Annotated in this window: 11 protein-coding genes; 3 read left to right on the top strand and 8 right to left on the bottom strand. The window is 69.5% G+C overall.

The genetic code is table 11. The features are described 5' to 3' along the window. Nucleotides 1-270 precede the first annotated feature (270 nt). The 6 genes from CRP50_RS03190 to CRP50_RS03165 all read right to left on the bottom strand — a co-directional run bounded on the left by CRP50_RS03190 (nt 271) and on the right by CRP50_RS03165 (nt 5,646). On the bottom strand, nt 271-768 hold the full coding sequence (locus CRP50_RS03190; protein WP_097277518.1) for a GNAT family N-acetyltransferase: 498 nt from the start codon (nt 766-768) through the stop codon (nt 271-273). Between the two features lie 81 nt (nt 769-849). Beyond that, entirely contained in the window at nt 850-1,383 is a 534-nt protein-coding gene (locus CRP50_RS03185; protein WP_097277517.1) for a phage tail protein, read from the bottom strand. Nucleotides 1,384-1,395: 12 nt separating this feature from the next. Continuing rightward, a complete protein-coding gene (locus tag CRP50_RS03180) occupies nt 1,396-1,914 on the bottom strand; it encodes a phage tail protein (protein WP_097277516.1) in 519 nt (172 codons plus the stop codon). Nucleotides 1,915-1,927: 13 nt separating this feature from the next. After that, entirely contained in the window at nt 1,928-2,446 is a 519-nt protein-coding gene (locus CRP50_RS03175) for a phage tail protein (protein ID WP_097277515.1), read from the bottom strand. Nucleotides 2,447-2,727: 281 nt separating this feature from the next. Further along, entirely contained in the window at nt 2,728-3,765 is a 1,038-nt protein-coding gene (locus tag CRP50_RS03170; RefSeq protein ID WP_097277514.1) for a 2-oxoacid:ferredoxin oxidoreductase subunit beta, read from the bottom strand. A gap of 3 nt (nt 3,766-3,768) precedes the next feature. Next, on the bottom strand, nt 3,769-5,646 hold the full coding sequence (locus CRP50_RS03165) for a 2-oxoacid:acceptor oxidoreductase subunit alpha (protein WP_097277513.1): 1,878 nt from the start codon (nt 5,644-5,646) through the stop codon (nt 3,769-3,771). Nucleotides 5,647-6,079: 433 nt separating this feature from the next. Between CRP50_RS03165 and CRP50_RS03160 the strand changes: the two genes are divergently transcribed. Continuing rightward, on the top strand, nt 6,080-7,249 hold the full coding sequence (locus CRP50_RS03160; RefSeq protein ID WP_097277512.1) for a sensor histidine kinase: 1,170 nt from the start codon (nt 6,080-6,082) through the stop codon (nt 7,247-7,249). On the opposite strand, the gene CRP50_RS03155 is transcribed toward CRP50_RS03160, so the two are convergent. Together CRP50_RS03155 and CRP50_RS03150 are read right to left on the bottom strand one after the other, a co-directional pair. Continuing rightward, nucleotides 7,234-9,582, bottom strand: coding sequence for a cache domain-containing protein (locus CRP50_RS03155; protein ID WP_097277511.1), 2,349 nt, complete (start codon nt 9,580-9,582; stop codon nt 7,234-7,236). The two genes, CRP50_RS03160 and CRP50_RS03155, sit on opposite strands and share 16 nt — an antisense overlap. A 148-nt stretch (nt 9,583-9,730) precedes the next feature. Continuing rightward, nucleotides 9,731-10,402, bottom strand: a complete 672-nt coding sequence (locus CRP50_RS03150) for a Fe2+-dependent dioxygenase (protein WP_097277510.1) — start codon at nt 10,400-10,402, stop codon at nt 9,731-9,733. A 173-nt stretch (nt 10,403-10,575) separates the two neighbouring features. Between CRP50_RS03150 and CRP50_RS03145 the strand changes: the two genes are divergently transcribed. Both CRP50_RS03145 and CRP50_RS03140 read left to right on the top strand, forming a co-directional pair. Continuing rightward, a complete protein-coding gene (locus CRP50_RS03145) occupies nt 10,576-11,433 on the top strand; it encodes a hypothetical protein (protein ID WP_097277509.1) in 858 nt (285 codons plus the stop codon). A 52-nt stretch (nt 11,434-11,485) separates the two neighbouring features. Continuing rightward, on the top strand, nt 11,486-12,865 hold the full coding sequence (locus CRP50_RS03140; protein ID WP_097277508.1) for a cytochrome c peroxidase: 1,380 nt from the start codon (nt 11,486-11,488) through the stop codon (nt 12,863-12,865). Nucleotides 12,866-12,912 lie beyond the last annotated feature (47 nt).

Genomic DNA, 12,912 nt, shown 5'->3' with positions numbered 1-12,912 from the left:
TCTTTCCCCAACAGCACCGCGGCGTGCCCGTGCACTGCTCTTCTTTTTCGGCTGCCCGTCCGGCGGGTCGCCGAGGCGGAACCGCGCCTCTGCGATTATGAGCAAAACCTCGCGCCCATGAAACCACAACGATAGGCATACTATATGCTCTACCTTAGCTTAGCAGTCTAGTCGAAGCCAGTGCGAATCGACGGGGGATCATGGCTGCCACTCGGTCCCGAACGGGCCGACAGCCCCCATGCTCGGTTGATGGCCCCGCGTGACGTTCGCTCAAAAAGATGAGGGACGCCACTCTAATAATTTGTGAACACCCTTGTCCTGCACCATCGTGAAGCCCAACCGGTCGTAGAGATGCCCTGCCCGATTGAAGGCCTCCACGTGCAATCTCACCGCGAGGCCCCGCGCCGCCGCCCGCGCCATCACCGCCCGCAGCACGAGGGTGCCGTGCCCCTGGCCGCGGAACCCGGGAAGGAGCGCGATGTCCATCACCCGAATCTCGTCGCCCAGCTCGCAAAGGGCGAGACGCCCGACGGGCTGCCCCGCGTGCTCCAGGATGTCGAAGGTCGCGCCCGGATAATGGGCGCGGTAATGGTGATCCTGGGCCGCGGCCTGCTGTGCCATCAGCGCATCCCATACCGCCGGGTCGCCGGGGAACAGGTCGCGCTCCACCTCACGCGCCGAACTCATGAGCCGGGCGAGAAACGGCAGGTCGGCGGCCGTCTGGGGCCGGCGGAGAAAGCCGCCGACGGTGGCGGGCAGATCGATCATGGCACACTCCCGGTCTGAAACGACGGAGGGGGCCGGACGATCGTCCGGCCCCCATCGCCGCGCGATGCGACGAGCGACATCCTACCAGGGCTGCGGCGGCCACAGCCCGGCCGAGGCGATGCAGTAGTTCAGCACGAGGTACGGCTGCATGTTCTCATGCGCCTGACTTCCGCCCGCAATGGTGAGGGCACCGGCACCCATCTGACCGGTTCCCGGACCAGGACCGAAGGCGTTGAACGGCGACGGTGTACGCCCGGCCCGGATATTCTGGCCGACCATGACCGTCGCGGCCGGCACGTTGGTCGTTCCAGCGACATCCACCGCCGAGAGGCTGTGCGTGTGTGCCGGCACTTCGGCGATGGTCAGCTGGTGGGCCGCCTCGCCGCCCGTGGCGCCCACCGGGTAGGTGGTCGCATAGTCGGTGCAGATGGCGCTGCGGCCCTGCATGTTCGGCAGGGCGAAGGTGGTGGTGCCGTTGCCGCCGAACTTGGTGCCCAGGAGGGCGTAAAGCGCCTGGTACTGCGAGATGTTCAGAATCTGGCCGTTGCACTGCAGCCAGCCATGCGGCGTGAACCAGTAGGGAAACACGCGGATTTCACCGAGAAACGGATCCATGAAAGTGCCTCCTTACGGCTTGACCGGGAAAGTGCCGTTCCAGCAGATGCAGAACCGCAAGGCGGTGAAGGGCGCCATGTTGTTGTGCGCCTGCGCGCCGCCCACCGGGGTGACGGTCGCCGCCAGCGGAACCGGCGTATTGCTGCCGGGGGCGGCGTAGAGCTTCTGCTGGCCGGCGGGGACGGCGCCGACCGGACTGCTCACCAGGTTGGTGTTGGTGGTCGAGGCGCTCATGCCGTGGGTGTGCGGCGGCACGGTCGTCTCGTTCAGGGTGACGGTCGTCGAGCCCCACGTCTGGGCGATGGTGCGCGCCGTCAGCCCGGGGCCGGCTCCGGTGCCGACCGGCACGAGCCCGCGCAGGTCCGGCAGTTTGAAGTTCGTCTGTCCGTCGCCACCGAAGCGGATGCCGATCACCGCGAAGAGCGGCGTGTACTGCTGGATCAACAGAGTCTGCCCGCTGCAATCGAACCAGTCTTCCGGCGCGTAGGTGTAGGGCATGAGGCGAATTTCGCCGATGTATGGATCAGCCATCGCGATACCCTCCTTACTGCTGCTGCGGGAAAATGCCCTGCAGGGCGATGATGTAGGTCAGCGCCACGCTCGGCTGACAGTTCTGATGCGGCTGGCTCCCACCCGGCGCCGTCGAGACCGAGGCGGGCGCCAGGGTGGTGTTGGGAACCGAGGCCGTGAAAGTGGTCAGGTCGGCAGTGGCCCACACGGCGTCGTTCGGCGACGAAGACGTCGCCGCGGTGCTGGCGGCCGACACCATGTGCGTGTGCGCCGGCATGTTGGCGACGGTGACGGTGACCGTCTCCGCACCAGCCTTCTGGCCGCGGTTGTACATGATCCCGGTGGTGCTGGTTCCCATGCCGACGATCATGCGACCACGGAGATCGGGCAGACCGAAGGTCGTCACGCCGTCGCCGCCATAGGTCGTTCCGATCAAGGAATACAGTGCCTGATACGTGTTGATCGGCAGCAGCGAGCCGTCGCACAGATGCCAATCCTCCGGGGCGTAGTTGCCGGCGAACAGCCGGATCTCGCCCAGATAAGCGTCACTCATGAGGATGTCCCCCCCTTTTCCATACAGCCTCCCGCAGGAGGCGATGACGGGTGGAATGATAACCCCAGGCCACACCAATAGCACACACCGAAAGTTGTTTTATACGAGCAAAAACCGTCTGGACACGAACCACGAATCCCCCTTTGCGCGAAAGGAACTCAGTATTCTGTGAGAAACCGCCGCCCGCAGACAAAAAAGTGGCCGGGGCGAGCCCGGCCACTGTCCTCACCGCGGCATCCAGAAGGATGCTTCCAAAACAGATCCCACCCGCGACGGGTGCGTCAGGCCTTCGGCCCCTCCACCATCCAGGTGCGGCCGCGCTTCAGCAGCGCGTTGATGGACACGTCGGGCGTGCGCGCCTTCTGGTCGGCCTTGTGGGCCGCCACCGCCGCCTCGTGGCTCTCGGCCGGATCGTCGTAGAGGACGCCGAAGGCGATGGGGAAGTGCGGGCCCCTCATGGCCGCCAGCAGGCCGGCGAGTACCGGGTCGGTCTTGTCGTGGACCAGAAGGTCGGCTTCCGTCACACCGCCCTCGCCCACCGTCACCACCTCCAGTTTGAAGGTGCCGGGCTTGACGCGCAGGCCCTTGGCGCGGCCGGCGCCGAACAGCAGCGGCTTGCCGTGTTCGACGTGGAGGAAGCTGCCTTCCTGCGCCTCCTTGCCGGTGAAGCCGGCGAAGACCTGGTCGTTGTAGACGATGCAGTTCTGCAGGATCTCCACGAAGGCCGTGCCGCGGTGGCTGCGGGCGGCCTTCAGCACGTCCGGCATTTCCTTGATCCACTTGTCGGCCGTGCGGGCGACGAAGCGGGCACCGGCGCCGAGCGCCACCTTGATGGGCTCGAGCGGCGCGTCGGTGGAGCCGTTCGGCGTCGTGCTCGACCGCGTGCCGAGGTGCGAGGTGGGCGACGCCTGGCCCTTGGTCAGGCCGTAGATCTCGTTGTTGAACAGCAGGATCTGGCAGTCGATGTTGCGGCGGATGGCGTGCATCAGGTGGTTGCCGCCGATGGACAGCCCGTCGCCGTCGCCGGTGACGATCCACACGTCCAGCTCCGGGTTGGCCAGTTTCACGCCCGTGGCGATGGCGGGTGCCCGCCCGTGGATGGTGTGGAAACCATACGTTTCCATATAATACGGAAACCGCGACGAGCAGCCGATGCCCGACACGAAGACGGTCTTGTCCTTGTCGGCGCCCAGGTCGGCGAGGGTCTTCTGCACCGCCTTCAGGATGGCGTAGTCGCCGCAACCGGGGCACCAGCGCACGTCCTGGTCGGTGGCGAAGTCCTTGACGGTCAGCTTCTGGGGGGACGTCGGGGCGTTCATGGCTCAGGCCTCCAGCCGGGACCGCACGGCGGCCTCGATCTCGGCGATCTTGAAGGGTTGGCCGGTCACCTTGGACAGGCTCTCGAAGGGCTTGGCGTAGGTGGCGCGCAGCAAGGTGCACAGCTGGCCGACGTTCATTTCCGGCACCAGCACGTGGTCGAAGCCGGCCAGCATGTCGCCCAGGTTCTCGGGCAGCGGCCACAGGTTGCGCAGGTGGATGTGGCTCACCTCCACCCCCTCTGCGCGCAGGTTGGAGACGGCGCGGCGGATGGGTCCGTAGGTGGAGCCCCAGCCGACCAGCGCGAGGCGGCCGCGCTCCGGCCCCTGGTCGATGGTCTGCGGCGGGATGTCGCGGGCGACGCGCGCCACCTTGGCGTGGCGGTAGTCGGTCATGACCTGGTGGTTGGCCGGGTCGTAGGAGATGTCGCCGGTCAGCGCGTCGCGCTCGATGCCGCCGATGCGGTGGGCGAGGCCCGGCGTGCCCGGCTTCACCCAGGCGCGTGCCAGCGTCTGCGGGTCGCGGGCGAAGGGCTGGTAGCCCTCGGCCTCGGTGCGGAAGGCGACCGGCAGGTGCGGCAGGCTGTCGACGTCGGGGATCAGCCACGGCTCCGACGCATTGGCGATGTAGCCGTCGGACAGCACCATCACCGGCACCATGTACTTGACGGCGATGCGCACCGCCTCGATGGCCATGGTGAAGCAGTCCGACGGCGACTGCGGCGCCAGCACCACCAGCGGCGTGTCGCCGTTGCGGCCCCAGACGGCCTGGAAGAGGTCCGACTGCTCGGTCTTGGTCGGCATGCCGGTGGAGGGGCCGGCGCGCTGGGTGTTGATGACCACCAGCGGCAGTTCCGCCGCCACGGCCAGACCCAGCGCCTCGCCCTTCAGCGCGATGCCGGGGCCGGAGGACGAGGTGACGCCGATGGCACCGGCCCAGGAGGCACCGATGGCGACGCAGGCCGCCGCGATCTCGTCTTCCGCCTGATGGGTGGTGACGCCGTAGGCGCCGAGCTTCACCAGGTGGTGCAGGATGGGCGAGGCCGGGGTGATCGGGTAGCTGGCGAAGACCATCTCAGTTTCCGTCAGCTGCGCCGCCGCGGCGAGGCCGAGCGCGAAGCCGTCGCCGCCCGTGATGGTGCGATAGAGGCCGGGCGGCAGGTCGGCGGCCGGCACGGCGTAGCCGTGGAAGCCCTGCAGCAGCTCCATGGTCTCGCCGAAGGCGTGGCCGGCGTTCAGCGCCGCGACGTTGGCGGCGGCGACGGCCGGTTCCTTCTTCTCGAACTTCTGCAGGATCCACTGGGCGGTCGGCGCGCGGTCGCGGCCGAACATCCAGTAGACCAGGCCGAGCGCCCAGAGGTTCTTGCAGCGCAGGGCGTCGGACTTGCCGAGGCCGCTGTCGGCCACCGCTTCCAGCGTCAGCTTGCTGATGTCGACCGGCACGATCTTCCAGTCGCCCAGGCTGTCGTCGTCGAGCGGGTTGTGGTCGTAGCCGGCCTTCTTCAGCTCGCGCGGGCCGAAGTTGCCGGTATCGACGATGATCATGCCGCCGCGCTTGACCAGCTTGGCGTTGGTCTTCAGCGCCGCCGGGTTGAAGGCGACCAGCACGTCGGCGGCATCGCCCGAGGTGTTGATCTGCCGCCCGCCGAAATTGATCTGGAAGGCCGAGACGCCGTAGGTAGTGCCGACGGGGGCGCGGATTTCCGCCGGGAAGTCGGGGAAGGTCGCGAGGTCGTTGCCGGCGAGCGCGCTCGCCACGGTGAACTGGCCGCCGGTCAGCTGGATGCCGTCGCCGGAATCGCCGGCGAAGCGGACCACGGCGGACTCGAGCGGCGTGCGCTCGGCGTGGCCGGCACCGGGGGAGAGGGTCTGCGTCTCGTTCATGCGGTCCTCCGGCCGCCTGCAGCGCGGCCGTGCTTCGGAGTTGCGTGCGTTCGCCACGCGGGTCCGGCGAGTCTGGCGCATGCGGCACCCGCGAAGGGGCCTCATGAATAGACCATCACCCACCCCGCGTCAGCAGGAAAACCCGGGTGCGGACATCGGAATTAACCGCTGTCCATCCCGCATCTAGGGGGCGCCGGGCGCCGCCGCCACCAGCACAGGCGCTTTTCCCCGTCCGGATAGCCCACTGGCGCCCTGTCTCTCCCCGCCATGCCCCACCCGCCCTGGTAGTAAAGGGCGATTATCCAGCTGGCCGCCTTTCAAACTATCCGAATTGGTGTATCCTTTGGAACCGCACCAACGGTGGGAGGGGGCCCCCGACGTGACGACCGCCGAAGATCCATGCTGTCCGCCAGGGACACTGCCCTTTGAGGCCATGGCCGACGCCCTGCCCAACCAGCTCTGCGTGCTCGATGCGCGTGGCCGCGTGGTGTTCGTCAATGCCGCCTGGCGGCGCTTCGCAGAGGAGAACCTGCACTGCGGCGGGTCCTTCCTCGGCGTCGACTACGTGACCCTGTGCGAAGCCGCCGAGGGCGCGGAGATGGAAGACGCGCGCACCGTCGGCCGCGGCCTGCGCGAGGTGCTCGCCGGCCGCCTCGACCGCTTCGAGCACGTCTACCCCTGCCATGCCCCCGCCTGCACCCGCTGGTTCCGCGTCCAGGCGACGCCCTTCGGCAGCGGCCTGGTGGTGCAGCATGTGCCGGCCGCCGACCCCGCCAAGGCGGAGGACGACCTCGTCCACGTCCTGTCGCACGTGGCGCACGAACTGCGCACGCCGCTCGGCGCCATCGTCGGCTATTCGGACCTGCTCACCCATGTGCGCGACACGGCGACGCCGGTGCAGCGCGACAGCTTCACGGCCGCCATCCACCGCTCGTCGCTCTATCTGTCCGGGGTCATCGAGGACATGATGGAACTGGCCCGCAGCCAGCGCCAGCGCGACATGCTGACCCTCAACGAGACCGTCTGCGACCTGGAAGACCTCGCCGCCGACGCCTGCGCCATGGTCTCGGCCCTGGCCGCCGACCGCGCCCTGCGCCTGACCCTGGAGCGCCACCGCCGCGACGATCCGGTGCCGATGGTGCTGGTCGACCGCCGCCGCCTGACCCAGGTGCTGGTCAACCTGCTGACCAATGCCATCAAGTTCTCGCCGCGCAGCAGCGCGGTCGTCTGCCGTCTGGTGCGCGCGCGCAGCGGCGGCTGGCGGACGGAGATCGTCGACAACGGCCCCGGCATGAGCGCCGAGGAAATCCCGCTGGCGTTCGCGCCCTATGGCCGCACCGCGTCGGCGCGCAAGAGCGGCGCCACCGGCCTCGGTCTCGGCCTGCCGCTGTCGAAGGCGCTGGTGGAACTGCACGGCGGCACGCTGATCCTCGACAGCAGCCCCGGCCGCGGCACCACCGCCGTCGTCGATCTGCCCGCCTGGCGGACGAAAGCCGCAGCGGAGGCCGCGACGGCAGCGTCCGGCGAGGCGACGGCGGACCGCTCCACCGCCGCCTTCACGGCCGCACCAGCCATGGCCGCCGCCGCCTACGCCGCGCCCTGAGCCTTCGCCGACAGGGCCTTCGCCAGCTCGTCCAGCAGGTCGAGCACCGCGTGGCTGGCGTCGTTCATCTCCTCCACGTGCTTCAGGGCCGCCTGGCGGTCACCCGCCTGCGCCGCCTTCAGGGCGGCGACGCCGGCGGCATGGACGCGGGCGTGCGGCTGTTCCATGCGCTTGAAGGCGGCCTGATCGCGGATCGCCGGATCCTGGACGCCGTCGTACCACTTGCCGAGGCGGCAGGCGTGATGGTCCGGCACCTCCGACGGCGCCCAGCGGCCGCGGCCGATGAGGGCGTCGATGATGCGCTTCTTGAACACCACGTGGTCGTTCTTGGCCACCTGCACGATGGCGAGGCCGGTGCCCACCTTGGCGAATTCGCCGACCCGTTCGTTGAGCACCGCCGAGGCGCGGTCCATGGCGCGCAGCACCTCGCCGATCTCCTCGTCGTTGCGGCGCGACAGGTCGGCGATGGAGGCGGTGCCGCGGCTGACCTCGCTGGCCGCCATGGTCTGCTGGCTGAGGATGGCGGCGATCTCGGCGATCTTGCCGTTGACGCCGTTCACCGCACCGGCGATGTCCTGCAGGCGGTCGCCGAGCGCATGGACGGCCGTGCGCCCCTTCTCCACCGCCGCCGCGCCGTTTTCCATGGCGGTGACGATGGTGGTCATTTCCTGCCGCAGGTTCTCGATGCGGGCGCGGATGTCCTCGGTGGCGCGGCCGGTCTGGCCGGCGAGGTTCTTCACCTCGTTGGCGACCACGGCAAAGCCCTTGCCCGCATCGCCCGCGCGCGCCGCCTCGATGGTCGCATTGAGCGCCAGCAGGTTGGTCTGGTCGGCGATGTCCTCGATTTCCTCGATGATGGTGCCGATCTGCGCCGAGGCCTCGGCGAGGCCGGTGACATTGGCCGCCGCATCCGAGACGGCGCGGAAGATCTGCTCCATGGTCGAGGTGGCGTGACCGGCGGCGGACAGGCCGTCCCCGGCCGCGCCCTCGGCGTCGCGGGCGCCGTCGGCGGCGGTTTCCGAGTTGCGCGAGATTTCGTGCACGCTCGCCACCAGTTCCTCGATGGCCGAGGCCATGGCCTGGCTCTGGCGACTGGCGGCGGCCACGTCCTCCATCATGTGGGCGAGCACGATGATGGCCTCGTTGGACTGGATGGCGGCGTCGACCACGCCGACCAGATGCGCCTCCGTCTCCCGCCGCACCTCGGCTTCGCGGGCTTCCACCTCGGCGAGGCGGCGGCCCTGGGCGGCTTCGTTCTCGGCCACCTCGCGGGCGCGATCGCGCAGGGTGACCAGGGCACGCGCCATGGCGCCGATCTCGTCGCGGCGATCCTGGGCCGGGATGTCGACCTCGAACTGCCGGTGGCCGATGGCGTCCATCACCGCGGTCATGCGGCCGACCGGGCGGGCGATGCCGCGGGCGATGAGGAAGCCGAGCACCGACGCCAGCACCACGGCGGCGAGCCCCGCCAGAAGGGTCGTCGTGCGCGCGGCGGACAGTTGCTCCGTATAGGGCGTCGCGTCCATGACGATCTCGGCCACCGCGATGGGGGCGCCGGAGAAGTCCGTCACCGCGTGGGCATAGACGCCGACGTCGACGCCGCTCACCACCGCCCGGCGCATGACCGGCGACCCGCCGAGCGCCGCCATCAGGTCGTTCTGCGTGAACACCGAAGCGCCGGTCAGGGTCGAGGCGAAGGTCTCGAACCCGGCGCCGTCGGCCTTCCGCACGTGCAGCGCCACCTGCAGGCCGGTGAGATCGGAGAAGTGCTGGAAGAACGCCGGGCCGAAGCTGGTGCCCACTTCCACCGTGCCGACATGGGCACCGTCCGGTCCCGGCACCGGCACCACACCGCGCACGCCGAGGCCGGCGACGCCGCTTTCGAGGCCGGTGACCGTCTGGCGGCCGCGGTTGGCCTGCACGACGGTGGCGCGGAACCCGCTCAGGTCGTCGCCGAACTTCTCCGGCTTGTGCAGGCGCAGGAAACTGGTGGCGGGCGGGGTGTGGAACTGGAACTGCTCCACCGCCCAATCGCTCTTCAGGGCGGCGAACCCGTCGGCGAACAGCGCCGTGAGCCGGTCGCGGTCGCCCGCCGCGAAGGCCTCGCGGGCCGGCGGCAGGGCCGCCACCACCGCCGACATGGACGCGGCGCGGCTGCTTTCCGCCGCGATGGCGGCCGCCATCTTCTCGTAGGCCTGGTCCAGCTGGCGCTGCAGAGTGGTCGAGATGATGTCGTTGGTGGTCATCAACGCCGGCACGGACGCGACGGCCGCCGCCAGCGCCGCGACGGCGACCATGGCCGCACCGATGCGGCCGAGAATGCTGAAAGTCATGACTCCGATCTCGCTCTTCCCCCGGGCGGTTTAGCAGTTCCCGCACCGCCACACCCGTTGCGTGCACGATAGCGCGGGGCGCGCATGAGACCAAGCTTAACTATTCGGCAACAAGGGGCATTTGGCGCAGGGCCGGTCTGCGCTGCCGTTACACCTCGGCCCACTCGCGCAACAGGTTGGCGCGGCTCTTGGTGACGAGGTCGAAGACGGCCGACTTGCCGTCCTTCTCGAACACCGCCCGGCGCGAGCGTTCCAGGTCGAACAGGATCTCGCGGTGGGCGGGGTCGCGCACCATGCTCTGGGTCCAGGTCACCGCCACCCGGCGCTCGCCCGCCGTCACCGGCTGCACGCGGTGGAGGGTGGTGGAGGGATAGGCGATGGCGGCGCCGCGCGGCAGCTTGAAGGACTGGGTGCCGGCCGGCGTCTCCATGACCAACTCGCCGCCCTGGTAGGCGTCGGGGTCGGACAGGAAGACGGTGGTGGAGACGTCGGTGCGCACCGGCGGCGCCCCCTGCGGGCGCATGATGGGGTCGTCGATGTGGTCGCCGTAGGTCATGTCGGTGCCGTAGCGGGCGATGAGCGGCGGCATGATGCGCACCGGCAGGGCCGCCGTCATGAAGGTGGCGTTGCGCTGCAGGGCGGCGAGCACGATGTCGCGCGCCCGCGCCGCCTGCGGCCCGCCCATCTGCTCGTTGTTCTTCACCAGCTTGGCGTGCCAGCCGGCGGTGCGGGTGCCGGCCTGGAAATCCCCGCCCTCGATGATGCGGTCCAGCTCGGCGAGCTCTTCGGCGGTCAACACCTCGGCGATGGCGATGAGCATGGGGGTCCCTCCGGTCGATGTGGGGCCGCATGGTAGTCGCCATGCGGCGGGGCGTGAAGCCCTACGGAATATGGCGGAAAGCCTATTGAAACTGCGAATGATTTTCAATACGATTTCGACCGTCGCCCCGTGCGGCAGCATTCCCCCCATTCCATCCGGAGGATCGGATCGACATGCAGAACAACACCGTGAAGCTGTGGAGCGGCCTGGGCGTCGCCCTCGTGCTGGGAACCACCGGCGCCGTAGTGGCCGCCGATGCGGCCGAGGCCGCGCCGATGCACCTGGAAACGCCCGCCGCGCCGGGCATGCCGGTGCTGCTCGCCGCTGGTGGCGAGGGTGGTGAAGGCGGTGAAGGTGGCGAGGCCGGGCACGGCCACGGCGGCGAGGCCGGTGCCTTCGAGGGCATGGACGAACACGCCGCCACGGTGGGCCAGCTGCTGCTGGTGCGCGGCCACCTGAACATGGGCATGACCCTCTACGAAGCCGGCAAGGCCGACGACGCCCTGCCCCACTTCCTGCACCCGGCCGAGGAAATCTACGAGGCCATCGAGCCGGAACTGCACGAGCACAAGATCACCACCCTCGGCGACAAGCTGAAGGCGCTGTCGGAAGCCGTGAAGTCCAAGGCCGACACGGCCAAGGTCGCCGAGTTGCGCAAGGCCGTCGCGGCCGACGTCGCCGGAGCGATCGAGGAAGTCGGCGGCAAGGGCCTGTCCGACAAGGCTTTCCTCTATCACGTGTCGCTGCCGGTGATGCAGACTGTCGCCGACGAGTACGAGGCCGCCTTCCGTGACGGCCGCATCGCCAACGTGGTGGAATACCAGGACAGCCGCGGCTTCGTCTGGGCGCTGGAGGACTTCCTGAAGGCCCGCGGCCTGAAGGACGGCGACCCGCTGCTGTCGGCCGTGCAGGCGACCAAGCCGGCGTGGCCGTCGGTCGACGCGCCGGAGAAGCCGGCCATGGAACCCGGCGCCGTGCTCGCCGAGGTGTCGCGTATCGAGCTGATGCGCGGCGACTACGAGAAGAAGTAAGCCGCAACGCCCGGCGACAGATCGGGCGGCGGCGCCAGGGGACACGACGATCATGCGCATCCGTATCTTCATCGGGTCGGCCGTGTGGGCCGCCGCCCTTCTATCCCTCCTGCTGCACCCGGCCGACGCCCACGCGGCGGCGGACGGGGGCGCGGTGGAGGTCGACCGCGACCTGCTGGCCGCCTTCGAGCGGCCGGCGGCGGTGCCCTTCCCCGCCGACAACCCCTACACGCCCGAAAAGGCGGCGCTGGGCGAGCGGCTGTTTCACGACCCGCGCCTGTCGGGCGCCGACGACCGCTCCTGCGCCTCCTGCCACATCCCCGAGCGCGGCTTCGAGGACGGCCTGCCCACCGGCGCCGCCATCGACGGCACGCCGCTCGGCCGCCGTGTGCCGACCATCCTCAACGCCGCCTGGGGCGCCCTGTTCTTCTGGGACGGCCGCGCCGACGGGCTGGAGGACCAGGCCCTCGGCCCCGTGCAGAACCCCCGCGAGATGAACCAGACCCTGCCGGAGCTGGTGGGCGAGCTGAAGGCCGACCCCGATCTGGTCGCCGCCTTCGCCACCGCCTTCCCCGACCGGCCGGAGATCACCGCCGACACCATCGCCGCGGCGCTGGCCACCTTCGAGCGCACGGTCGTCTCCGGCATCGCCCCCTTCGACCGCTGGGTGGCGGGCGACGACGGCGCCGTGTCGGCTGCGGCCAAGCGCGGCTTCGCCCTGTTCACCGGCGAAGCGGGCTGCGTGTCCTGCCATTCCGGCTGGGCCTTCACCGACAACGCCTTCCACGACATCGGCCTGCCCGACCCCGACGTCGGCCGCGGCGAAATCCTCGGCATGGCGGAGTTGAACCACGCCTTCAAGACGCCGACCCTGCGCGACCTCGGCGCCCGCGGCCCCTACATGCACAACGGCATGTTGACGACGCTGGAGCAGGTGGTCGGCCACTATGCCCACGTGCGCGACATGACCCACGCCATGGACGCCTCGCACGCCATGCACCACGGCAAGGCGCACCCGGAAACGGTGACCCGCGCCAGCCTGTCGCCCGACCTGCCCAAGGTGGACCTGTCGGCGCAGGACCAGGCCGATCTGGTGGCTTTCCTCATGAGCCTGGACGCCGACGCGGCCCCGCCGCCCTTCCGCGCCGAGACCATCGGCCTGCCCGCCACCACCGTGACCACCACCGAGATCAGCCAGAAGGACAAGCAGTTCCAGCCCGGCGCCATCACGGTGAAGGTCGGCGCGACGGTGCACGTGCTCAACGACGACACGCGCAGCCACAACGTCCGCGTCGACGACCCCAAGCTGACCCTGAACTCCGGCTACCAGGACCCGGGCCAGAGCGTCGAGTTGAGCTTCCCCGAAGCCGGCACCTATCACGTCTTCTGCGGCATCCACCCGAAGATGGAGCTGGTGGTCACCGCCGAATGATCGCGTACCACTCTTGAGCGGCGCGCGCGGCGGTGGTCTACTGGCGT

The organism is Caenispirillum bisanense, assembly GCF_900230255.1.
Lineage (GTDB): Bacteria > Pseudomonadota > Alphaproteobacteria > Rhodospirillales > Rhodospirillaceae > Caenispirillum > Caenispirillum bisanense_A.
This window is presented reverse-complemented; position numbering and strand designations above follow the sequence as displayed.